The organism is Xanthomonas prunicola (assembly GCF_002846205.1).
Lineage (GTDB): Bacteria > Pseudomonadota > Gammaproteobacteria > Xanthomonadales > Xanthomonadaceae > Xanthomonas > Xanthomonas prunicola.
In genome coordinates, this window is sequence record NZ_PHKV01000003.1 from 601,047 (window position 1) to 625,871 (window position 24,825).

The 24,825-nt window shown below is 64.2% G+C and carries 14 protein-coding genes; 3 read left to right on the top strand and 11 right to left on the bottom strand.

Annotation, left to right across the window (positions count from 1 at the left end; genetic code table 11):
* Positions 1-43: 43 nt before the first annotated feature.
* Positions 44-1,150 (top strand): acyltransferase family protein, encoded by a 1,107-nt coding sequence (locus tag XpruCFBP8353_RS12645; protein ID WP_101363540.1) that lies wholly within the window; start codon positions 44-46, stop codon positions 1,148-1,150.
* 125 nt (positions 1,151-1,275) lie between these two features.
* On the opposite strand, the gene hflC is transcribed toward XpruCFBP8353_RS12645, so the two are convergent.
* The 5 genes from hflC to XpruCFBP8353_RS12670 all read right to left on the bottom strand — a co-directional run bounded on the left by hflC (position 1,276) and on the right by XpruCFBP8353_RS12670 (position 6,507).
* Positions 1,276-2,139, bottom strand: coding sequence for a protease modulator HflC (gene hflC / locus XpruCFBP8353_RS12650; protein WP_101363541.1), 864 nt, complete (start codon positions 2,137-2,139; stop codon positions 1,276-1,278).
* On the bottom strand, positions 2,139-3,275 hold the full coding sequence (gene hflK, locus XpruCFBP8353_RS12655) for an FtsH protease activity modulator HflK (protein WP_101363542.1): 1,137 nt from the start codon (positions 3,273-3,275) through the stop codon (positions 2,139-2,141). The genes hflC and hflK overlap by 1 nt, the downstream gene beginning before the upstream one ends.
* A 648-nt stretch (positions 3,276-3,923) precedes the next feature.
* Positions 3,924-4,310 carry a twitching motility response regulator PilH gene (gene pilH, locus XpruCFBP8353_RS12660; RefSeq protein WP_008578169.1) on the bottom strand — a complete coding sequence of 129 codons (387 nt, stop codon included), beginning with the start codon at positions 4,308-4,310 and terminating at the stop codon, positions 3,924-3,926.
* 420 nt (positions 4,311-4,730) lie between these two features.
* The gene (locus XpruCFBP8353_RS12665) at positions 4,731-5,630 is read right to left on the bottom strand and encodes a DnaJ C-terminal domain-containing protein (protein WP_101363543.1); all 900 of its coding nucleotides are present in this window, start codon (positions 5,628-5,630) and stop codon (positions 4,731-4,733) included.
* Between the two features lie 400 nt (positions 5,631-6,030).
* A complete protein-coding gene (locus XpruCFBP8353_RS12670; RefSeq protein ID WP_101363544.1) occupies positions 6,031-6,507 on the bottom strand; it encodes an Hsp20/alpha crystallin family protein in 477 nt (158 codons plus the stop codon).
* 164 nt (positions 6,508-6,671) lie between these two features.
* Here XpruCFBP8353_RS12670 and XpruCFBP8353_RS12675 point away from each other — a divergent pair, with 164 nt between their 5' ends.
* On the top strand, positions 6,672-7,154 hold the full coding sequence (locus tag XpruCFBP8353_RS12675) for a peroxiredoxin (RefSeq protein ID WP_101363545.1): 483 nt from the start codon (positions 6,672-6,674) through the stop codon (positions 7,152-7,154).
* A gap of 41 nt (positions 7,155-7,195) precedes the next feature.
* Positions 7,196-7,756, top strand: coding sequence for a ferritin-like domain-containing protein (locus XpruCFBP8353_RS12680; protein ID WP_101363546.1), 561 nt, complete (start codon positions 7,196-7,198; stop codon positions 7,754-7,756).
* A 449-nt stretch (positions 7,757-8,205) separates the two neighbouring features.
* Here XpruCFBP8353_RS12680 and pbpC read toward each other — a convergent pair whose 3' ends face one another.
* From pbpC to XpruCFBP8353_RS12720, 6 genes are all read right to left on the bottom strand, one after another.
* Positions 8,206-10,596 (bottom strand): penicillin-binding protein 1C, encoded by a 2,391-nt coding sequence (pbpC, locus tag XpruCFBP8353_RS12690; RefSeq protein WP_162301036.1) that lies wholly within the window; start codon positions 10,594-10,596, stop codon positions 8,206-8,208.
* 648 nt (positions 10,597-11,244) lie between these two features.
* The gene (locus tag XpruCFBP8353_RS12700) at positions 11,245-12,192 is read right to left on the bottom strand and encodes a glycerophosphodiester phosphodiesterase family protein (RefSeq protein WP_101363549.1); all 948 of its coding nucleotides are present in this window, start codon (positions 12,190-12,192) and stop codon (positions 11,245-11,247) included.
* 146 nt (positions 12,193-12,338) lie between these two features.
* Complete coding sequence (locus tag XpruCFBP8353_RS12705) at positions 12,339-15,326, bottom strand: TonB-dependent receptor (RefSeq protein ID WP_101363550.1); 2,988 nt, start codon at positions 15,324-15,326, stop codon at positions 12,339-12,341.
* Between the two features lie 390 nt (positions 15,327-15,716).
* Positions 15,717-20,639 carry an alpha-2-macroglobulin family protein gene (locus tag XpruCFBP8353_RS12710; protein ID WP_101363551.1) on the bottom strand — a complete coding sequence of 1,641 codons (4,923 nt, stop codon included), beginning with the start codon at positions 20,637-20,639 and terminating at the stop codon, positions 15,717-15,719.
* 484 nt (positions 20,640-21,123) lie between these two features.
* Positions 21,124-22,116: a nucleoside hydrolase gene (locus tag XpruCFBP8353_RS12715; protein ID WP_101363552.1), complete on the bottom strand. Its 993-nt coding sequence runs from the start codon at positions 22,114-22,116 to the stop codon at positions 21,124-21,126.
* A gap of 77 nt (positions 22,117-22,193) precedes the next feature.
* Positions 22,194-24,410: a TonB-dependent receptor gene (locus XpruCFBP8353_RS12720; RefSeq protein ID WP_101363553.1), complete on the bottom strand. Its 2,217-nt coding sequence runs from the start codon at positions 24,408-24,410 to the stop codon at positions 22,194-22,196.
* Positions 24,411-24,825: the final 415 nt, after the last annotated feature.

The window sequence follows — 24,825 nt, forward strand, 5'->3', positions numbered from 1 at the left end:
GCACCGTCTATGGTTGCGCCTTTGTCATTTCTGGCAGGGATGCATGACCAAGACGGATCGCCTGGTATTTCTCGATGCGCTGCGTGGGTTGGCAGCACTTTCTGTCGTGCTGTTCCACGTCATGGCGATGCCCACACCAGCGCTGACGCCCAGCCCGTTCTTGGTCCCTGTACTGGAGGCCGGAGCGACGGGGGTCGCGCTGTTCTTTGTCATCAGCGCATTCTCGCTGTGTTACACCATGCCGCGCCATGCGGCGACGGGACAGTCATTACGCAGCTTCTACCTGCATCGGTTCTTTCGCATTGCGCCGTTGTTTTATGTCTGGCTGGCTTTTTCGGCGTACCGCGACGGCCGTGGTGCACATCCCGGCCACCCTTGGGTCGAAATCGCCACAAATCTGACGTTTACGTTCAATCTGGTGCCCGGCTGGGAAGCAGGCATCGTCTGGGCCAGCTGGGCAATCGGCGTGGAAATGCTGTTCTACGCAGTGTTCCCCTTGCTATTCCTGTGGATCAGGAACTTGACCAGCGCGGTAGTCTTCGCGCTATGTACCGTCCTGGCATCGGCGCTGGCGGCCTCAGGATTGCTGGGGGAGGCCGCAATGGCGGCTACGCGTGATTACGGCTTGCTTCGGCACCTCCCGGTGTTCGCCATCGGGCTGTGCACCTTCTTTGCATACACCGAGCTGAAGAAAAGTCCAACCGCAACAGCAACACGCCGGGGGAAGTTGTTGATCGGAACCGGCAGCATCAGCCTGGTCGCATGCATCGCAGCCAGTGCAAACGGCATCATCGGTCCGGTGGCGTTCTGGATCTGCAGCGGCGTGGTCTACGCACTGCTCTTGGTCGGCATGTCGCAAGTCCCGCCAACCATGATCGTCAATCGATTCACCGCCTACCTCGGCAAGATCAGCTACTCGATCTATCTGGGGCATCCGGTCGTCATCGCCTTGATGGGGCCGGTGTTCGGCTTCATTCGCCATAGGAGCCACGACCAGACGCTATCGTACCTGCTGTGTGCCTTGCTCACCTTACTGGTCACCTTGCCGCTGGCGGCGCTGACTTATCGCTTTATCGAGGCGCCCGCAATTGGCTGGGGTAAACGGCTGGGACCAAAAGTCCACCGTTCTCATCCACCGGCCACGTGCTGACTCGGCGCCATCGATGCGGAATGGCCGCAGAGGCGCGTCGCTGCCAGAGACAGAGGTCCTGTTGATCGTCATAAATAAAAACGCCCGCATCTGCGGGCGTTTTCACTTCCAGGTTTTTACCGAAATCAACGATCGCTCTTGAGGTACTGCAGGAACGGGTCGTTCTTGTCGAGCACGATCACGCCGTTGCCGTCGGTCATGGAGCCGCGGTAGGCCTCCAGGCTGCGGTAGAAGGCATAGAACGCGGGATCCTTGGAACCTGCCTGGCCGTAGATGCGGGCGGCTTCTGCATCACCTTCGCCGCGCAGCTTCTGCGCGTCACGCTCGGCATCGGCCACGATCACGGTGGACTCGCGGTCGGCTTGCGCACGGATGGTCAGGGCCTGTTCCTCGCCTTCGGCGCGCAACTTGCTGGCTTCCTGCTTGCGCTGGGCGCGCATGCGCTCGTAGACATCGGTGATCACCTGGCTGTCGGTCGGCAGGTCGATCTGCTTGATGCGCAGGTCGGTGATCTGCATTCCCAGACCCTTGATCGCGCCGTTGATGCCCTTGAGCTGGTTGGCGATCAATTCGCTGCGGTCGCCGGAGACCAGCTGCTGCAGGGTGCGCGAGTTGATCTGGTTGCGCAGCGAGTCGGTGATGATCGGGGCCAGGCGCGAATTGGCGACCGACTCCTCACCACCGGTGGCGCGATAGAACGCCCGCACATCGGAGATGTAGCCGATGGCGAAGAAGTCCACGCTGACGTCTTTCTGCTCGGCGGTGAAGTAGCGCGCCGGAGCGGTGTCCAGCACCTGGAAACGGCGATCGAACACGCGAACCGATTCCACCACCGGAATCTTGAAGTGCAGGCCGGGCTTGAGGTCGGCACGCACCACGCGGCCCAGGTTGAGCACCATGGCGGTCTGATCTTCGCGCACCACGAACACCGAGCCCATCAGGGTCAGCAACACGGCGACGATCAGGCCGATGACTAGCGAATTCTTCATTATTCGGTTCCCTCACGGCCGGTCGGGCGCGGGCCGCGTTCCGGGTTACGGATGGCCTCGCTGCTGGTGCTTTGCGGCGGATTCAACAGCACGTCCTGCGGCACCATCGACGGGATGCCGCCCGTGCCCGGGTTGCCACTGGCGTTGGCAGCCTTGCCGGCATCGGCCGGCAGCGGCACATAGATGACCTGGCGGCCATCGCTGCCGATCACCTTGCGGTTCTCCGACAACACCTTCTGCACCGTCTCCAGCCACAGACGCTTGCGGGTGACCTCCGGCGCACCGGCGTACTGCGCCTGCAACAGCGTGAAGCGATCGGCGTCGCCCTCGGCCTTGGAGATGGTGGCCTGCTTGTAGCCTTCGGCACCGGTGCGGGTGCGTGCACCCTGGCCGCGCGCTTCGGGCACCACCTTGGCGGCGTACGCCTGGGCTTCGTTGATCAGGCGCTCGCGCACCTGCTGGGCACCGTTGACCTCGTCGAAGGCCGGTTTCACTTCTTCCGGCGGGCGCGCATCCGGCAGGGTCACACCGGTGACGGCCAAGCCGGTGTTGTAGGCATCCAGGGCCGCCTGCAGACGGTCCTTGGACGCGATCGCCAGCGGACCGCGATTGTTGAGCACGGTATTGAGGTCCGACCGCCCCACCTGCTCACGGACGGCACTCTGCGCGGCCTGCTCCAGCACCAGATCGGCATTACGCGAGCCGAACAGGTACTTGCGCGGGTCGCTGATCTGGTACTGCACGTTGAGCGAGACGTTGACGATGTTCTCGTCGCGCGTCAGCACCGGCACCTGGTTGCTGAAGGTCTTGATCTCGGTGGCATTGACCTTGCGCACCGATTCGATCGGCCAAGGCAACTTGAAGTTGGGGCCGGGCTGCAGGATGCGCGAGAACTGGCCGAAGCGCAGCACCACGCCACGCTGCTGCTCGCCGATGAGCTGGAAGCTGGAGAACAGCACCATCAGCACCACCGCGACCAGGATCCAGCGCCCCACGCCGCCGTCGAACAGCTCTTTCAACGGGGCGGGCAGATTGCCCCAACCGCCACCATTGCCACCACCGCGCGGGCCCCAGGACCTGCGACGGTTAGGATCCGGGCCGTCTCCGCCCTTGTTGCCGGGTGTGTTCCAGGCCATGCACGCTCCATGATCGAGGGGCTGTGCGGGCCAGTCCCGCAGTGCCGCCATGTTGTTTGATTCGCCGATTCTACTAGATGGGGCAGACCCACCGTTTTGAAAGGCCCGGTGTGATGCATGGTTGGTTTAGCCGGCGGGGCGGATTGGGCGGCGCGGACAACAACGCGGCGGTTCTTGGAGGTAGGACGGCGCGCCGGGAACCGGGGCGTGTGTGCGGACACGCCGAGGGCTGGCACAGGCCATGCCTGCCCGGAAGCTGTGCACGCGTGTCGTTGGTCCCCACCCCGGATGCTGATCGGGTTCTGGCTGTATGGAGCCAGCTCGCCAAGTGCGTGCCTGATTGGCTGGTTCTCACGCGAGGCGTGGTGATGCGCGTGGCAAGCGGGCACGCCGCGAGGCGATTGCTTACTTGGAGCCGGTGTCTTCAACCCGATTGTGGGTTTTAGGCAGAGCGGTGGCTACGCCAGGTACGCTCACCCCAACGCCTACCCCGCGCTTGCGGCGTGGGCGCTCAGAACACGCACGCCACTGGCGCGCAGGCCGTGCCTTCTCGCCACGAAGGAGCGGGGCGTGCCCTTCTCCCACATCGACCGTCGCCCCAATCGACCTGTCCCGAAATCCGACTTCGATCACGTCTGGCCGACGTACTTATGCTTTCGGCGGTTCGTCTTTCTGATTGAACACGCGCTCCATCACTTCCAGCAGCTCATCTTCCGAGAACGGCTTGGTGATGTAGGCGCGGGCGCCTTGGCGCATGCCCCACATGCGATCGGTGTCCTGATCCTTGGTCGTGACCAGGATCACCGGAATGTGCTGGGTGGTGGGCTCGCGCTTGAGCGTGCGCGTGGCCTGGAACCCGTTGAGGTTGGGCATCACCACATCCATCAGCACCAAATCGGGCAGCGACTCCTTGGCCGCTTCCACGCCGGCGGCACCATCGGTGGCGGTGATGGTTTCGTGGCCCAGCTTCTCAACGATGCGCTGAATCCCCAGCAGCTGCGATGGCGAGTCGTCGACGATCAAAATACGTGCCATGTGTTTCCCCTAGTGTGCGCGGCGAGTGTAGTGCGCCGGCCGCGCTTTCGATAGCTGGGCCAGGTTTGGTGCTTGGTGATGGGGTTGCGATCGGCCATTGACCGTCGTTCTTTGGAGACGACTGGAGGAGTACTACGTCGGACAGGGCGCTATTGGATTCAACACAGAAGCCAACGAACAGCGGCGTTGATTCCCTCCTCCCATGGCAGAAGGTGGCGCGCAGCGCCGGATGAGGGTGCCGCTGCGATGCGATGGCGTCGGTCGCCATTGACTGCCGCCGCGTGGCCTACCGAACCCTCACCTCCACTACGCGCCCCGGCCCGCGCTCGCGGCGCGGGCACTCGAAGGCGCGCGCGCCACTGGCGCGCAGGCCGTGCCTGCCTGCCCTGCAGGGAGAGGGGCACTTCTGGCTTGGGCTGATCAGCTCAGCGTCTCGCCAAACGCCTTGGCCAGGTTGCGGTATGCCTTTTTCTGCGCATCGTCGGTCGGGGCCGGCGCCAGGATTTCCAGTTCCACGATCTGGTCGCCCGGGGTAGTCCCGGGCAGGCCGCGACCGCGCAGGCGCAGCTTGCGTCCGGCGTCGGAATCGGCCGGCACCTTCAATTCGACCGAGCCGCCCAGGGTCGGCACGCTGATCGTGGTTCCCAATGCAGCCTGCCAGGGCATGACCTGCAAGGTGTACAGGATGTTGCGCCCGTCGACCTCGAAGTGCGGGTGCGCTGCATATTCGATCTCCAGCAACAGGTTGCCGCCGCCATTGCCCTGCCCGCTCAGACGGATCACCTGGCCAGGCTGCACGCCCTTGGGCACGCGCACGTCCAGTTGTTTGCCGTTGATGGTGATGCGGACGCTGTCGCCCGAATGCACCGCCTCCAGCGGCACCGCAAGCTTGGCGCGGGTGTCGCCGCGTACCTGCGGGCCGGCACCTGCGCCAGGGCCGGCGCCCGGACCGCGCGGACGACCGCCGCGCTGGCCGGCGAACAGGCTCTCGAAGAAATCGCTGAAGCCGCCACCCGCACCGCCGTTGCCGAACACCTCTTCGAAATCGAAGCCCTGCCCGCCGCCGTAATTGGGCGGGGCCTGGAACTCGTCGCCCGGCCGGAAACCCTGCGCCTTCAACTGGTCGTAAGCCTTGCGCTTGGCCGGGTCGCGCAGCGCTTCGTAGGCTTCGTTGATCGCCTTGAACTTCTCTTCGGCGCCAGCTTCCTTGCTGACGTCGGGGTGATATTTGCGCGCGAGCCGGCGGTAGGCGGTCTTGATCTCCGCATCGCCTGCACTGGGCTCCACGCCGAGCGTTGCGTAGTAATCCTTGAATTCCATCTAATCACCTCTGGAAAAAAAACGGCCCGCAGCCTAGGCCACGAGCCAGTTCGAGCAGCCAGCACTCCGGCGGACAGCGCGTGTGCGGCGCGGAAGGCACGCGGCCCTGCAGCGTACGCGCGTACGTGCCAAGTTCGCATACCAGCCGCGCCCGCAAAGCGGTGAAGCAACGGACGGGTTGGCCAATCTATTCGCAGCCGGGCGGGCAACTGCGCCTATTCTACGGCGCGGCTGTCGCCGGGGAGCGAAGCCGATGGCTCCGCTCCAGGTCCAGGCGCTAGTGGCGGCCGGCCCCGACTGGCAGACGTGCCGGCCGCTGGGCAGACCTGTGCGCCCAGCAAAGGCCTGCCCAGCAAAGACCGCGCGTCAGTTAAGCGCGCCGCCGCTACATCCGCTGCGCTTACTGCACCGTGCTGCCGCTGGTGTCCTGACCGTTGCCGACCTGGATACGGCGCGGCGTGGCTGCCGGGCGCTTGGGAATGCGGATTTCCAGCACGCCGTTGTGGCCCGAGGCAGTGATGCCATCGGCATCGGCACTGTCGGGCAGCGCGAAGCGGCGGTGGAAGCTGCCGTAGCGGCGCTCGATCCGTGAGAAACGCTCGGTCTCGGTGCTGGATTCACTCTTGCGCTCGCCCTTGATCGACAGGATGCCCTTGTCCATCTGCACCTCGATCTGGCTGGGGTCGATGCCCGGCAGGTCGGCGTAGAGCACGAAGTCATTGGGCTCTTCCTTGATGTCCACGCGCGGCACCCATTGGGCGGTGACCACGGCCGATTCGTCGGTATCGCCGTTGTGTTCGAAGAAACGATCAAACACGTGCTTGATCTCGTTTTGCAGGGCGTGCGTGGGCCACTGAGGATAACGAACGATGTTCATTGCAAGCCTCCAAAAAGGTTGGGTGAAGGGCCGGCAGCTGCGGCATGCACCATCGCGCCGGCCATGTGCGTCAGATAGGCGTGGCCGTGCGGATTTCAAGCGCGTTGACGCGCTTTTCCCCTGCCTTTTTCTAGAATTCGTTCAGCCACACAGAGTCCAGCCCCATGACCATCGCCGTTGGTGACAGCATTCCCGAAGTGGTGCTCAAGCGCATGCGCGATGGCATCGAAGCAGTCGACACCCACACCTTGTTCGCAGGCCGCAAGGTGCTGTTGTTCGCGGTGCCGGGTGCCTTTACCCCCACCTGCTCGGCCAAGCACCTGCCAGGCTATGTGGAACACTTCGACGAATTCCGCAAGCGCGGGATCGAAGTGCTGTGCACCGCGGTCAACGACCCGTTCGTGATGCAGGCCTGGGGCCGCAGCCAGCTGGTTCCCGATGGCCTGCACCTGTTGCCTGACGGCAACGCCGAACTGGTACGCGCGCTTGGCCTGGACATCGATGCGAGCGGCTCGGGCATGGGCCTGCGTTCGCGTCGTTATGCGCTGTATGCCGACGACGGCGTGGTCAAGGCCTTGTTCGTCGAAGAACCCGGCGAATTCAAGGTGTCCGCGGCCGATTACGTGCTGCAGCATCTGCCCGATTGAAAGAGCAAACCCCCGTCCACTCAGAAGGAAAACGGCCAGCCATGTCTAATCAGCCAGCCAGCAAGACCCCCGCCGGTATCACCGATACCGCCACCTTGCGCGCACGCGCACGCCAGAGCATCGAAGACGGCGCCATCACCGAGAGCTATCATGCCGATCGCGAGAAGGTGATCGAACTGCTCAACACCGCGCTCGCAACCGAGTATGTGTGCACACTGCGCTATTACCGCCACTACTTCATGGCCAAGGGCATGCTTGCCGACGCAGTCAAGGGCGAGTTCCTGGAGCATGCGCAGCAGGAACAGGCACACGCGCACAAGCTGGCCGAGCGCATCGTGCAACTGGGTGGCGAGCCGGACCTCAATCCGGACACACTGACCAAGCGCTCGCACGCCGAATACAAGGAAGGCACCGATCTGCGCGACATGGTCAAGGAAAACCTGATCGCCGAGCGCATCGCCATCGACAGCTATCGCGAGATGATCGATTTCATCGGCGACAAGGACACCACCACCAAGCGCATTCTCGAAAGCATCCTGGCCCAGGAAGAAGAGCATGCCGACGAGTTTGCCGACATGCTGGAAGGCTGGATCGGCGAGTGAGTTGAGGCAGCCTGTGGGTCGTGCGCTGCACCTTGCGCATAGGACATGCTGCACATCCGTGCATGCAGCTTCTTGGTGGCTTCCCTGCCACCAAGAAATTCCGTCACCCGCACGGACACGGGCAAAGCGGCGAGCACGGACGAGTGAGTTGATCGACCGCTGCGGAGTTCATCGACCGCTTCTAAGATTGCCTATTGCTCGGCTGACGTCGCCAAGTCGAGCCTAAAGCACATTCGCTGCATGAAGGGCGCAATGCCCTCACCGCTCGCAGCACACGCCGTGACGCAGTCCCTGGCGCTCGATGGCGACATCCACGTCGCCAACGTCTCCGCAATTGGAAAGGACATCGCGCCAGACGCGATGGTCTCTGTACTTGGCACATGCCGCGACACGGCGATGCCATCCCAGACATCCACACGTACGATCACTGGCGGCTCTTGAGCTCGGTTTCAGCGCAATACCCGAAAGCGCACCTGCGTCCATGCACCATCGCTGGCCATTGCGGTGAGCGTGTGCAACCCGATTTCTTCGAAATCGCGCTGAAATCCTTGTCGACCGTTGGTCTGCGCGATCCAGCGGCCGTCCAGCAACCAATCGATCCGCGCCTCACTGCCCAATGCACGCAACTGCAATCGTACCGGGCGTGCGGTGTCGTTGGCACGCGCAAGCGTGGCGCGGTCGCTGAGGCCGTCGATGCGTAGCACCCCGCCACCGGTCATGCGCCCGTCCGGCACACAATCTGCAGCCAAGGGCGGTAGTTGCGCGGCAGCGCGTTCGGACGTACTGAGCCAGGGCGACACCAATGCTGGCCAGCGCGCGACTGCGCGCGAGACACGCGCATGCGGCTGGCTGCATTCCTGCGACAACCGCTGACCACTGCGGGCATCGATATCGAAGCGCACTTGTCCGCTTTGCCACAGACGCGCATCGCGCTCGGCGAAGGTGGGCGGCACTGCGCCCTCGAGTGCATACGCATCGGCACGGCGTGCGCAGAGAGGCGGCGGCGTTTGATCGGCAGCGCCGCCCAGAGGCCAGCAGATGTTGATTGCCTGCACCGTGGGCGGCATCGGCAACGGCGCGCTGTCGCCGGCGCTGCGTGGCAACGCATCGATGACTTCGAACATCAACGGCAATGCGGTGACCGCACCGTATTGGCCCGGCAACGGCGTGCCATCCGGCCGCCCTACCCAGACGCCCACGGTATAACGCCGCGTCCCGCCAATTGCCCACGCATCGCGGTAGCCGTAACTGGTGCCGGTCTTCCACGCCACGCCCGGGCGCGCGGTGGTGTCGAAGGTACTGCTGCCATACCCGGGGCGCGGATTGCTTTGCAAAATCTCGCGCACGATCCAGGCCGCACCCGGCGACATCAAGCGGCGATCGATACGCGCGTCATTGGGCGTATAGCGCACACGTCCGGCAATGCCGCCACGATTGAGCGCGGCGAACGCACCCACCAATTCCTGCAACTGTGCGCCGGTTCCGCCCAGTATCAAAGCCAGCGATGGCGTGCTGCCTGAAGGAAAATGCAGCGCGATGCCGGCATTGGACAGCCGCGCGGCGAACCGCGCCGGACCGATGCGATCGAGTAGATCCACCGCTGGCACGTTCAACGACAGACGCAACGCTGTGGCCGCGCTCACCGGGCCGTTGAATGCCGCATCGAAATTACCTGGACGGTAATCGCCGAAACTCTGCGGCGCATCCACCAGCAGGCTTTCGGAATGGATCAACCCATCGTCCAACGCCATGCCATACAGGAACGGCTTGAGGGTGGAGCCGGGCGAACGCCATGCCTGCACCATGTCGACATGGCCCAGGCGCTTGCGGTCGCCGAAACTGGCCGAGCCCACATAGGCGCGCGCTTCCAGCGTGGCGTTGTCCACCACCAACAACGCCGCCGACGTGCGCTCTGGCAGTTGCGAAAAATACGTGGACACGCGCTCTTCCAGCGTGCGCTGCAATTCCACATCCAGCGTGGTGATCAGACGCGCCGCACGCGGCTGCGCGCTGTGCAGACGCTGCGCCAGCAAGGCCGCAAGCAACGGCGGTTTGAGCGAGCGTGTCACCACCGGCTCGATGCGCGCATCGTCCACCTGCGCACGCGACCACACGCCCAGCTCCACCATGCGATCGAGCACCTTGTCGCGTGCACGCTGCGCGGCTTCGGGATGACGATCCGGACGCAGCCGGCTGGGCGATTGCGGCAGCACCGCCAGCAACGCGGCCTCGGCCTGCGACAGGTCCTTGGCCGGCTTACCCAGATACGCCCAACTGGCCGCCTCCACCCCTTCGATGGTGCCGCCGTAGGGCGCGCGCTCCAGATACAGCATGAGAATCTCGCGCTTGCTCAGGTGCGCTTCCAGCTGCAGCGCGCGCAACAGTTGCTTGGCCTTGCCCCACGGCGTGCGCGTATGCGGGTCCAGAATGCGCGCCACCTGCATGGTCAACGTGGAGCCGCCGGACACGATGCGGCCCTGCCTGATCCATTGCCCGCCTGCACGCAGCAGCCCCCACGGATTAACGCCGGGGTGGCGCCAGAACCAGCGGTCTTCATAGTTCAACAGCGCCTGCAGATACAGCGGCGACACGCTCTGCGGTGTGGCGGGATAGCGCCACACACCAGTGTGGTCGGCGAACGCGCGCAACGGCGTGCCGTCGCGCGCAACCACCAAGGTGGAGGTGTCGCGCGATTTGGGCAGCGGCAAGGGGAAGGCCAGATCCAGCAGCAGGATGACGGTCAGCAACGCGGCTGCGCTCCAGCGCAGCCATCGCGTCCAGCGGCGTCCATTTCGGGCGTTGTGCTCCGGCGTCTGCGGGCGCGGCTGCGTCCGGTTCATCCTTGTTTGCGCCTGCGGTTGTTCGTCCATCGTGCAAAGCATGCAGGGCAAAATGTATTTCGGCCACTGCGATGCGACTTACGCCTCGTAACAGCGACTTCTGGGGTATTGGCCAGCAGCTGCTATTTGATGTTGCCACGGGACGGAGACGACAGAGCTACGCCCAGGACAGGCAGGCCTGACGAATAGACGCAGCAGCCCCATCGCCAGAAAGACGGCCGACATCGGCAACGCCATCCCAAGCCAACCGCTGGCCGCCGAATCGGACACCGCAATACCATCCAGGCTGCATCGAGCGAGGCATGCAACACCCAGCCACTCCAGATGGCGTAGCCGTCCTGCGCATCGACAATGGCAAACAGCGGCGCCCGATCCCGGTGATGGCAAAGATCAGTCGTGCCTCCCCGCCACCACCGCCTGCCCCGAGCCAATGCACGCCACCGAAGACCAGCGCCTGCACCAGTGAGGCCAGTGCCGGACGCCAGGCGACGCCCGACACGCGAATACGCAACCGAATTGGCGGAACGCGATGTCTTCGGCCAGCGGAAACAACAACTACAGAGCGGTCAGGCGTTGCGCCTCGTCCGTTGAACTGGTTGTTGCGCAGCGCGTCGTGCAACGTCCTGTTGCTGCCGCGTGAGGCTGCGCTCAGTGCTTTTCCAGCGTCGCGCGATAACGCAACAAGGCTTCCGGCGCATCGGTCTGGATGATCGACACACCGTCGCGGTACATCCGGCCCCACACTTTGTCCGGGTCACGCTCGGCATCGGCGTCGCCACCGTAGCCGGCAATGAAGCCTTCCCACAACGAATTGACCATCAGTCGCACGTTGTGCGCCTTGCTCACCGCGGCCAGCGCCGGTAATTGCGCGGCCGCCATCTTGGGCAACTCGAATGCCATCGGGCGCGCGTTGCGGGTCTGCGCAGTGGCGATTGCGGCAAGATCGGCATTGCCATGCGCGTTGATCAGGATCGGGAAGAAGTACACCGTATCGAACGGCGTCATCGCCGCCAACGGCGGCGTGGCGATGCCGGCCTCGGCCTTGACGATCACCTGGTGCTGCATGCCGGCGCGTGCGACCGCGTCGATCACCTGCACGTAGATCGCATCCTTGACGTCCAGGTTCAGCAGGATGTGCCCTTTGGCCTTGGCGAGCATCTGCTCGAGCGTGACGACGCGCTGGTCGGTCAGTGATGCCTGTGCACCACCTTCGTCGCTGCGCAGGCGCAGTTTCTGCAGGTCGGCCAGCGTGAGCTCGGACAGCTTGCCGGTGCCATCGGTGGTGCGGTCGACGGTGGCGTCGTGCAGCATCACCAAGGTGCCATCGGCTGCACGGCGCACATCGGTTTCCATCACGTCGGCGCCGATGGCGATGCAACGCTCCAGCGCTGCCAGCGAATTTTCCGGCGCGGTGTCGGTGAAACCGTGCTGTGGTGCGGCCGCATGACAGCCGCGATGCGCAACCACCACAATGCCGCCCTGCGGATTGGTCAGGCGCGCCTGGATCGCGGCCACGCCGGCAGGCGCTGCACCCGCGGTAGTGGACACCGCAGCACACAGCAACGCAGCGAGGATGGCAGTAAGACGTGAGGTCATCGAACAACTCCGATCAAGTGGCTTGCAAAGCGAGAGCGAGGTAAGCGTACGTTGCCGCGCCTGGTGCGCGTTACTGAAGTGAAACGGGTGAGCGGCAGTGATAGGTTTCCAGATGCAAGGCTTCGCCACCCCGCGCCCGGCGGCGCTTACAACGTCGGCGTAAACCGCAGACCCACCCAATAGGTGGTGGGTACCGAATAACTGTCCTTGAGCAGATTCTGCCCCGGGCCAGTGACGCTGGTGATACGGCTATGGGTGATGTTGCTGACCTGGCCGATCAGGCTCAACTGCTTGCTGACCGCATAGGTTGCAGTGAAATCCAGCTGCGAGCGCGGCGACCAGTACAAGTCCTGCCAATCGATATTGCTGACGATGGACCGCAGCGCCTTGCCCTGCCGGTTGTAAGCAGCACGCAGTTCCAACCCACCGGTGTTGTAGAACAGCGTGGCATTGGCGGTGTAATCCGGCTGGCCGACCAGATTGTCGAGTTTGCGCTCGCGTTGGGTCACGCTGCTGCCGCTGCCGACGCTGTAAGGCACGTCCAGGCTGCCGTCGAGCAACGCGACATTGGCGCTGAAACCGACGCCGCTCAGCCACGGCGCGATGGGTGCCAGCGTGTTGACGATGCCGTTGAATTCCACACCGCGGATGCGTGCCTTGGCGGCATTGGCCGGTGTACTGATCAATGCATTGGCATAGGTGGTGCCGTCGAAGGTAAAGCTGTCGGTGCGCGAGAGCGTAAAGATCTCGTCCTGGATGCGCTTGTCGAACACGGCAGCGGACGCGAATGCATCGAACTCGCCGGGAAGGCGCCATTCCAGCGACAGATCCAGGTTATTGGACACGCGCGGTTTGATATCCGGGTTGCCAATGGTGACGGTCACGCCCTGCGCATTCGGGTTGCCGGCGTCCGTCGTGTTGACGAAACCGATCGAGGTACGTGCGGCATATGCATCGTACGGCGGGCGACCCAAGGTGCGGCTTGCACCGGCACGCAGGTCCAGTGCATCGGTCAGGTGATAGGTCATGACCGCCGACGGCAATAAATAGTGGTAGTCCGCAGTGGTCGGGTTATCGACATACACGTAGTGATTGGTTGTCGTATCCAGCTGCCGCTCGCGGCCTACTGTGTCGAGCTTGGTACTGTCCCAATGCACACCGGCTTGCACATTCAAACGATCGCTGCGATAGCTGACCAAGCCATAGCTGCCAAACGTTTTTTCGGTATGCGTGAAGTTGTCCTGATTACTGAAAGCCTGCTGGTCGGTGCTGTTGAAGGCGCTCAATGGCGTGGCAGCCAGCACGCGGTTGGCCTTGTTCGGGTCGATGCTCAGCAGATTCAAACCGAGATAGCGCATCGGCGCCCTACCGGTTCCCACCACATCGCCCAGGCCGAATGCTGGCGCCGTTGTATTGGGCTGATATTCGACACGGTAGATGCTATAGGACGGCTTGTCGGTGGTATACGACACGCCTGCCGCAAAGCCGATGCCCTGATCGCTTTCGCCTTGATTGAAACCGTAGTCGAGCCGGCCAGTGAGGATACGATCGGCAGCAGTGCGTTTGTAGTCCGGGCGCCAGTACGACAGGCTGTAATTGTCGAGATTGTTGTAGGCCTGCGGCGATACGCCGAACCGTTGATCCAACCCGGAAGTGTCGTAATTGAATGCGTAGTTCGGCGTGGCATTGAGGGTCACGCCGCTGCCGGTCTGGCCCACCGGCACCGGTGCCGGGCGCGTGATGCCGGTGGCGTACTTGATCATGCGGATCGGCTCGTCGTAGGTCGCATCCGACCACGCCCCACGCGCGGAAAACTGCTGCCGATCGGTCGGCCGCCAGAGCGTGCCCAGCTGCGCAACCTTGGTACGCGTGGTGACGATCTGGTTCGAGTACCCCACCTCGATATCGCCCCCCGGATAGCTGCCAGAGGTGGCGGTTTGATTGAAGACCTGACCACGGTTGCGCGGGTCGATGATGACCTCGTTGCGCTCCATGTTGTCTTTGAAATAGTAGTAGCCGGCCATGGCATACGCTTCGAGCGCTGCACTCGGCCGCATCTCGAATTTTCCGGTGACGCCATAGCGCTCGCGCTGATCTTGCACGTACCAATATTTATCCTGCTGCGGCACCGCCCAGCCGTTGCCAAGATTGGCGCCGGTCTGCAACACACCGCTGTTGTCGTAGAACCCGTAATGCACCGTGTCGGTCGTCATATGGGTTTCGGTGTAGCTGCTCAGCGTTTGATAGTTGGCCGACACGGTGACGCCGTATTGCTGGTCGCTGCCGAAGGTGCGGCTGCCGGTGGCATTGACGCGGTAGCCGGGATCATCCTGATCGCGCGGCTTGCCCACATCGTTGGCGTGGCCGAGTGCCGCATCGGCGCTGAAGAACGGCTTGCCGCCGTTCTCGAACGCGCTGCGGGTCTTCAGGTTGATCGCACCGCCAGTCGCGTTGGGATCCAGATCGGGCGTAAACGTCTTGACGACCTGCAACTCGCTGACCATCGATGCCGGCAGCAAGTCCAGACGCACACCGCGGGTGATCGAGCCGAGTGTCCCGTTCGGTGTGCCGGGCGAGGCGATGGTGAGCCCGTCGATGGTCACGTTGTTGTACGACGGCCCCAGGCCACGCAACACCGGCGTGGCTGCTTCATCGCGCGGATGCTCGTTGTCGGTCGCCGGCAACACCGACAAACCCGGCACGCGGCGCAATGCCTCCACGATGGTACTGTCGGGCAAGGCGCGCACATCGGTGGCGCTGATCACATCGGTGATGTTGGTCGCAGCGCGTTTGCTTTCCACTGCGGCGGCGTTGGCGCGGCGCACGCCGGTGACCTGCATGGCGTCGAGCGTTTGTACGCCGCCTTTCGCCGCGTCTGTGGCAGGCGCATCGCTGCCGGCTGCATCGTTGAGCGCGGTTGTCGGTTCGGCGCTGGACAGATGCCCTGCCGCCGACGCTGTCTCGGTGGGACGCTGGCTCTCGTTGGATGACGCACTGTCTGGATAGGTTGGTGGCACAAAGCGCGCGGAGTCGGCTGACGCACCGACGCTTTGAGCCTGCAGTGCAGGCGAGCATGCGGCAATGGCCACGGCGAGAACGGACAAGTGCATACGGTACGGATCGAAGCGCTGCATGGAATCCCGTAAGTTGCGCAGCAATGACGCCGCGCCGATGAGAAAGCACGCAACCGTAGAACCTAGAAATGACCCTCTGGTGTCGCCTGCATTGCACCGAAAAGACAAAGCGCAGCGATGTCGCGGTGTGCGAAGCAGGCACTCAGCGACTCGCTAAAACATCGCACATGTCAGCGACGGCCGCTCTCCCGCAGGGAGAGGGGTTGGAGCAAGGGGACGGGGCGGAACCACTCGTGCTGCTCCAACCCACTCAGGCTTCGCTCGCACCCTCAACCGCCCCTCGCGGGGCACCATCTCCCTCCCCCCACGAAGGGGGCAATGTCTCAATGGGAGAAGGAATCCGGCCATCGGCCTTCTCCCGACGGGAAAAAGGCCAACCAACCCATCACCTTACGGCTGCACCACCGTCATCGTGGCTGGCGTGCTGCGACCCACACCGCGTAGCTCGGGGCGGTACATGTCTTCCACCAGCGACGGCGGCACCGTGTACGTGCCTGGCGTGACCGCACGCACCAGGTAATACACCTGCGCCTTACTGCCGGAAGACAGCGCCAGCGCGGCCACATAGCGGTCGTCGCGGAACTCTTCGTGCTTGACGTCGGCGGCGCTGGAACGCTCGCTGATGCCGATACCGTCCACCACGACGTCGGCCCACTGCTTGGCATCGCCGAGATTGAAATTCTCGATCTCCAGGCCGGCTGGCAGCAGGTCGGTGAGCAAGGCATCGGGCATGCTGCTGTTGGCGGTGATGGTGACGCGCACGATCAACGCCTCGCCTTCCTTGAGCGGACGGGGCGTCCACGGTTTGCCGTCGGTGGTGTACCAGCTACGCTCCACACTGAGATTGCGCGTGTCCGGTTCCGGTGCGCTGCGCGGAATGCCGGCCACTTCCAGGCTGGCGTACATCGGCGCCTCGCCTTGCGGTGCGAACTGCACGCCGCGCGCCAGGGCGGCACTGTCGAAACTGCGCCCGAACACACGTGCCGGCGCAATCTCCTGCGTCTCGCCGCCAACAGTCAAGGTGCCGGACACCTGCTTGCCCTGCCCAACCATCAAGGCCTTGCCCAAACGCGCCAACGCCACTTGCTCCTGCGTGCTCAACCACAGCCAACCGGTGGTGCGACGCCCGTCCAGCGCGCGGCCCAGGGCCACCGCGCGGGTGTCGTACTCGGGCTTGGACAAACCGCGCTCGTGCAGCAATGCCATCATCAAGGCATCGTCGCGGATCGCGCTGCCGTAATCGCCGAAGTACGGCGGACGCTCGCTACTGTCCTTGGCAAACCCGGCCTTGATCGCCGCATCGCCACGCTTGGTGTCGCCCTGCAGCGACAAAGCGATGCCTAAATGCACCAGCGACAGACCGGTCAGCGCCTTGTCGCGCTGGTTGTCGTACAGCGCGCGCAGCGTGCCCAGCGGCGCGCGGTTGACGCGTGCCAGCACATAGCCGGACCAGGCCTGATTGGCGAATTTCAGATTGTCGCGACGGTCCTGCCCGTAGAACTCGTTGCCGCCGGACAGCAGATCTTCGCTCAGGCGATTGAGCGCCTTCTGCAGCACGTTGTCCGGCACCGCGAAACCGGCGCCCTTGGCGTCGAGCAGGAACTCGGCGATGTAGGGCGTCAGGCCCGGATTGCTGTAGCCATCGTCGCCCCACATCGAAAAATGCCCGCTGGCGATCTGCATCGACGCCAAGCGCCCGAACGCACCTTCCATGCGTTCGCGCCGCTTTGACGCCTCCAGGCCCTGGGTGCCGAGCGCCTTGGCGGTGGCATCGTCGAGCAGCAGTGCTGCATAGCCTTTGCTGGTGGTCTGCTCGGCGCAGCCGTACGGGTACTCCAACGCGCCCTGCAGCGCGCTGGCGAACGGGATCGGCGGCAGTGCGCTGACCACCATGCGCGCGGTCACCGAGCCGGCCATCAGGCCATCGGCAAAACCGCTGTCCAGGGTGATCGGCGCCAGCGGGTCGAGCACGCGCGTCTGCGCACGCAGCACCTGCGGCCAGCCGGCGCGCACCGGCAGCTCGTAGCTGCGATCGGCCTTGAACCCATTGCCGTCCACGCGCACGCGCACCTTGGCCACGCGATAGCCTTCGGTCGCGCTCAGCGGGAAGCTCAGCGTCTGCTTGGCATCCACACCGAGCTTGATGCTGCGCGACGCCTCGCCAATGGCGAGCGGGCCAATGCCCTCGACACGCACATTGAACTCGCCCGGCTTACCGGTGAAGTTCTGCACGTCCAGCGTCACCGTGCTGCGGTCGCCCGGTGCCATCACGCGCGGCATGCTGGCTTCGGCCAGGATCGGCGCGCGCACGATGGTTTCCATGTCGCGGTTGCCGTAACGCGTGTCCGAATACACCAGCGCCGACACCCGCAAGGTGCCGTTGAAATCCGGCACCGGCAGTTGCACGCGTGCATTGCCACGGGCGTCGAGTTTTACCGATCCGGAGAACAGGTCAACGGTCTGCACGCGCGCGGTCGGGCGCTTGGCCTGCGGCAAGGCTTCCAGCGCCATGTCGCCACCGAACTTGAGCTTGCCGCTGGCGCCCTCGAAACTTTCGATGACCCGGCCATAGATGTCATAGGAATCGGTTCCCAGACGACGCTGCGCGAAGAACTGCGCGTTGGCATCGGGCACCGGGAAGCGGGTGATGTTGAGGATGCCCACATCCACCGCCGAGATGGTGACGTGCGCCGCCTTGCCCGCCAGCTCCGGCACGCTCACCGTCACCGGCAGCGATTGCTCGGGGCGCATCTGCTTGGGCGCGGACAGGCCCACTGCCACGCGGCGCGCCTTGCGATCCATCGGCACATACGCCACACCCACCGCACGCGCGGGAGTGATCTTGCTCGGCGCGGTGCCGCCGCGAAACACCAGCGCGGTGACGTAGACGTCGTGTCGCTCCCAGCTCTCCGTCACCGGAATTTCGAAGGTGCTACCCGGCTTGACGTCGATGTCCTGCACGTACAGCAGCTTGTCGCTTTCCACCAGCAGCACGCCCTTGCCCGCATGCGGCGGGGTCAGCGTGACCTTGAGCGTGTCACCGGCGCGGTAGCCGGTCTTGTCCAGCGCCAGCTTGACCTTGTCCGGGCGCGCGTCCAGGCCGCGGTTTTCGTCGTTCCAGCTCCAGCCCGCACGGAAGGGGTAACGCGTGGTCAGCCCGCTTGCCGGGTCGAACACATCCAGGCGGTACTCGCCCCACTCCACCGGGAACTCGATCGTGGCGTTGACGCTGCCCACATCGAGCGTGCGCGTGTCCTTGTTTTCGAAGCGGCGGGTGAAGTCGTAATCCCAATGGTTGTCGGTGTAATTCCAGTGGTAATCGCGCAGCTCGCGCACCAGCGTGACCTTCAGGCCCTTGGCCGGCTGCGACTTGCCATCGGCATCCACGCGGGTGACTTCGAAGCGCGCCGTACCGTTCGCATCGGCGCCGTCCTTGTCGTCGAACAACGGACGCACGCCGACCAGTGCCTTCGCCGGCCACAGCACGCGCTTGAGGGTGCGGGTGACGGTGCGACCGCCGGTTTCATACACGCTGCCGGAGACGACCGCAGCAATCGTGCTGACCGGCTTGGCTTCGGCCGGCAACGCGATGTCTTCGCGCAGAATGCCGTCACTGCCGAACGTGGTGTCGATCACGTCCTTGGCTTCGCGCGGCAGTTCCAAGGTGGGGTCGCCGAAGAACCAGCCCGGCAACGATTCGAGCGGATGCTGTTCGACGCTGACCGCCAGCTTGGCGGTAAAGCGGTTGCCATCGGCCGGCGCGCCGTACAGATACGCGGCGTTGGCGACCAGCGTGAACGGCTGGCCGGCACGCAAGGTCTTTTGCGTGCTGTCCAGGTCCAGCTTCATGCGTTCGGGCAGGAACTCTTCCACGCGCACGGTCATGCCCTGCACGGCGTCCTTGCTGGCCGGATCGGTGCGGAATTCCACCTGCCAGCGGCCAGTCGGCGCATCGGCCGGGATCTGCTGGGTGAATTCGAAATAGCCCTGCTCGCCCGGCAGCAGTTTGGTCTCGCGAAAGGTCTTGCCGTCAGGTTGTTTCAGGCGCAGGAACACCGGCTGCGGCTTGGTGGGCTTGCCATCGTTGTCGCGCAGGATTGCCGACACCCGCATGGTCTCGCCGGGGCGGTACAGATCGCGACCTGCCCAAGCGAACACGTCGAACCAGGCGCCCTGGCGCCCGGCCACGGCGAACTCGCTCAGATCCAATGCCGGCTGATTGAACGGCAGCAGCGAGATATCGGTCTTGCTGCGCGCGGTCAGCACATGGCCGGCATCGAGCGTGTAGTTGAGCAGCGCGTTGCCGTTGCCGTCAGTCGCACCTTTCAGGAACAACTCGCCCTTGGCATCGAGGATGCGCAGTTCCACGTTCTTGAGCGCCTCGCCACTCTGCAACGAGGCGGTGTGCACGAACAGCTTGTCCTTGTAGGCGCGCGTGTGCAGGCCGATGTCGCTGACGGTGAAGAACGCGGTGTCAAATTCATTTTCGAAACTGCCCGCGCGCTTCATCACCGCAAAGTACAGGCCCGGCTCCTGCAGTTCCTTGATGTCCTGCGTCGGCAGGTAGGTCAGCACGCGCTCGTTCTGCTTGCCGCCAAGAATGAAGCGATTGACATACACCGGGTCGGCCAGCTTGGACAGCGGCTCCTTGCCGCTGTACTCGCTCTCCAGTTCCCAGCTGCCACGGCGCCCGCCGCGCTGGAAATGCTGGAAAAATGCAGGCAGCGACTTCTCGCGCACGCGCAGGAACTCGACGTCCACTTCCGGCACGTTCACCGACACCACCGGCAGACCACGGCTCTCACGCGCCGGCAGCACGCTGCCCTGCGAAGCGAATCCGGCCACTGGCTTGAGTTCCCCGGTGTAGACCCTCTGCTTGAGCGGCTTACCCAGGCGACTGCCGTCGGCGGCCAACAGGTTGGCGTCGACCAGCACGGTGTAGTCCTTGGCCGCTTCCACGTAGGGGTAGCGCAGGGTCTTGCCGTCTTCGGACAGGGTCCAGCTACTGTCACCCGTACCGACCTTTTCTTCGAAGCGCACCAGCGCATCGAAATCCTGCGTACCGACCAGCGGCCGCGAGAATTCCAGTGCCAGCGACAGCCCGTCGCTGGTCTGGTCGGGATAGGCACGCGCCAGCGCGAAGCCGGTGATGGCCTGCTTGTCGGCCTTGATCGCCTCGCCGCTGGCGGCAGGCAGCTGGCCGCTTTCGTTGCGCTTGCACGCCACTGCGCCGACCGCCACGGCCAGCAACACCACCCACAGCAGCATGCGCCGCGCACCAAACCACCTCATCCCTGATTGCTGCCTGTCCATTCGCGCTGTCCCATGCCTGAGACGGCCAGTATAGCGGCGCGCATCCTGCGGAGGCCGCGTACGGCAGCCCCGCCCTCATCCGGCGCTGCGCGCCACCTTCTCCCGCCTGCGGGAGAAGGCAAGGGCGATGCTGCCCACCTCCACGCTACCAATGCTGTCTTTCCCGCCTGCCAATGCTGTCTTCCCCGCTTTCGAGAGAAAGCAAGGGCGATGCTGCTCACCTCCACGCTACCAATGCTGTCTTCCCCGCCTGCCAACGCTGCCTTCCCCGCTTTCGAGAGAAGGCAAGGGCGATGCTGCTCACCTCCACGCTGCCAGTGCTGTCTTCCCCGCCTGCAAATATGCATTCCCCCGCTTGCGGGGGAAGGTGCCCGAAGGGCGGATGGGGGCGCTTTCAAACCACCCCACCGTCATCCCGCGCTGCGCACCACTGTCTCCCGCGAGCGGGAGAAGGATTTCCAGGAAAGGCCTTCGGCACGCTTGCTCAGCGCAGCAGTTGCTGCATGTACAACGCCGTCCATGCCGGCTTGTCCACGCGCAGGCAGGCCTGCACGTTCGGCGTGCCTGGCCCCTCGCGCGTATAGCCCTGCGCATCGACGTCCAGATGCAGTGGCGTGGTCGGGCACAATGCGGGACGCAGCAGCCAGGCTACCGGCACGGCATCGAACAAGGTCGGTGTTGCACTGGCCCAGGGCTGGTCGGTATTGCGCCACTGGTAGTAGAGCTGGGTGAGCGCGTCGGTCAGGCCGTCGCCGTGCGCAAACAGTGCAATGCGCTCGGGCTCTTCCAGCGTGATCTGCGTGGCATCCAGTGGCAACAACACGATCGGCACCCCGGCCGCGAACACGCGCTGCGCTGCCGGCACATCGGCCAGAATGTTGTACTCCGGCGCGGGCGCACTGGCCGGACGATACGCAGACTTGCCGTAGCCCACCCGCACCGATCCGCCCATCGCCACCACACGCTTGAGCTTGGCAAAGCCGGCCGGATCGCGTTGTTGCGCCAGCGCGGCATCGGTCATTGGCCCCAGCACCAGCAAGCTGACCTCACCCGGATGCTGGCGCGCCTGCTGCAGGATCATCGCAGCCGCATCCGGCAGCGCAGCCGGCACCTGCCCCTTGGCCGCCCAACGTGCCTGGCTGAAAGCAATGCTGCTGGTGGTGCGCGCACCCACCGCGAGCGGAATCTCGCTGCGCCCGGCCTGCTGCAACAACCGCTGCAGCAACTGCACACGCAACGTGGTGTCGCCCCACGCCGATGCGATGCCCAGCACCTGCAACTGCGGGCTGCGTAACAGCAGCCCCAACGCAAACGCGTCGTCGATGTCGTCGCCGATGTCGGTGGAAACCACCACTTTCTCGGTCTGCACCGATGCAGGCGTGGATTGCACCGCCGCCACAGGCTGCTGCGCCCATACGGCTGTCGACATGCACCACATCGCCATCAGTAGCCACGCGCGTTGCCAGGTCCGCTGCATCTGCCCACTCCTGCTGCCATAAAAAAAACCGCCGGCATGATCGCCGGCGGTTCGATACTGCTACACCACGGCACCGATCAGAAGTTGGCGCGGAACTGCGCACCCACGATGCGCGGGTCGTTGATGAAGCCGGTGAGGTTGTTGAAGTCGATCGCACCGGTCACGCGGATCTGATTGGTGCAGTTACGGCAGAACACCGACAACTCGTACGCGCCGGCGCCCCAGTTGTAGCCGATCTTGGCGCCACCTTCGACCAGCGGCTGGCCGGTGAATTCCTTGGAGTCGTACAGGAAGAAGTTCACTTCGCTGCGGTACGACCAGTCGGTATAGAAGAACAGTTCGCCGTCGTTGCCCATCGGGATGCCGTAACGCAGGGTTGCGTTGGCCATCCACTTGGCGGCCTGCGGCAGATCGTTGCCGTCGATCACGGCGTTGCCGGCCGCATTGAGCGGATCGGTCACGGTGCAGGTGCGGCACACGCCCACCGACAGGGTCGGGTCGTCGATGCGGGTCCAGTTGTAGGCGCCACCGGCGGTGACGCGCAGGTTCTGGGTGAGCAGGGCTTCGAAATCGAATTCGGCGCCGCGCGCCTTGGTCTTGTCGGCATTGAGCAGACGCACGTCATTGGACGCGCCACCCACCGCGGTGAGCTGCTGGTTCTTCACCCGGAAATCGTAGACGTCGAAGCTCAGACGCGCGCGGTTGTCGAACAGGTCCGACTTGATGCCGACCTCGAACGAATCCACCGTCTCCGGCTCGGCCACGGTCAGCGGCGCGGTACCCGAGGGCACGCCGAAGCTGGCGCCGCGGAAACCGCGTGCGGCACGCGCATACACGTTGACGTCGTCGTTGATGGCGAAGGTGGCCGCCAGATCGCCGGTGACCTTGGAGTTGTCGGTCTCGCCACTGGACGGCTCGACCAGGGTGACGCGGTCCAGCGCCAGCACGTCGAAGGTCTTCTTGTCGTAGGTGTAGCGGATGCCGGCGCGCAGGTTCAAACGGTCGGTCGCCGCGTAGTTCAATGAACCGAACGCCGCCCACGAAGTATTGCGCTGGCGGGTCAGCTGATAGCTGGCCAGGTCGCCGCCGCTGAAGGTGTTGTAGGTGTAGTTTTCGCCTTCCACATCGTCGTGGAAGTAGTACAGGCCGGCCTGCCAGTTGAGCGGGCCTTCGTACTGGGATTCGGCCCGCACTTCCTGGCTGTACTGGTCCAGGCTCTTGATGCCGCCGGCGGTTTCCACCGGGAACGGAATCACGCCCGGGCCCGACGGCGGTGCGAACACTGCGCCGAAGCCGCCATCGATATCGCCGCGGCTGTAGTACTTGCCGATGCCTTCATAGGCGGTGATCGAGTGCAGCGCGATGTCGCCCAGATCCCAGGTCAGGTTGGCGCTGCCGCCGTAGGTCTGCAGTTCCTGGCGATTGGCACCGTCGATGAAGGATTTTTCAGGATCGAAACCATCCACCAGTTGGTTGGTACCCGGCTGGATGATGTTGGCGCGGAACAGGCGTGCGGTGCCGTCAAGATGGCGCGCATGCGCGTTGAACAGCGCGCTGAAATCGTCGCTGGCCTGGTACAGCAGCTGCAGGCGCACGGCCGAATCGGTATAGCCTTCCAGATCGCGGCCATCGCGGTTTTCCACCCAATCGTCGCGGCGCTGGCCCAAGGTGGACAGACGCGCTGCCCAATGGTCGCCCATCGCGATGCTCAGGCCGCTTTCCAGGGTCATGGTGCCGTAGGTGCCGTAGGACAGGCTGGCGTAGCCGTCATTGGCGCCGATGGTCGGCTTGACCGAGTTGAACTTGACCACGCCGGCCGGAGTATTGCGGCCGAACAGCGTGCCCTGCGGCCCGCGCAGCACTTCCAGGCCTTCCAGATCGAAGATCGGGAAACCCTTCAGGAACGCGTTTTCCTGCACCACGTCGTCATAGATCAACGACACCGGCTGCGAAGCATAGGTATTGAAGTCGGTGTTGCCGTAGCCGCGGATATACACGCGCGGGAACACACGGCCGTTGGAGGATTCGATGTTGAGGCTGGGCGCCTTGCCGGCCAGCACGCGGATGTCCGAGCCGCTGGTGGAGATGGCATCCAGGAATTCCGGGCGCAGCACCGATGCAGAAACCGGCACGTCCTTGGAGTCTTCCGAACGACGCTCGACCGTGACCTTGACCGCATCCAGACGCACGACACCGTCGTCGCTGGGCGCCTGCTGGGCGGCGGCATAAAGCGGAAGAAGGGAAACGACGGCGACGGCGAGCGCGCTGATCTTGAGCGACCGGCTGGCGGACATGGGGAGAACTCCGGATTCTGGTGGCGGGGCGGCCCGGTCTGCGTGCCGCGGTGCAACAGAATTAACACGATTTACACAAATAGGGCAGAGCCCGTACGAAAAAGTTTCCATAATTCGAAAAGGCGTTCTAATTAATGCAACACACCCTGCCAATTTGTGCGATGGCGCATGGAGAGTCTCAGTTAGGCGTGCTTGTCACGCCCCGCTCCTGCGCCGGGCTTGCGCCATGCGCTGAGCAAGAGAATGTCCATCCACAGCATCGGCGACCATCCAGCGCCTGGACATATGCCAAACCGCAAGGCGAACGACCCGGCTCTACCGCTTACATCTGGAACGCCGGTGCGCGGCGGCTCCGGCTAACGCGCGCGCGTGCCACCACTGCCACACCGTGCAACCGACTGGCGCCCGACCGAAG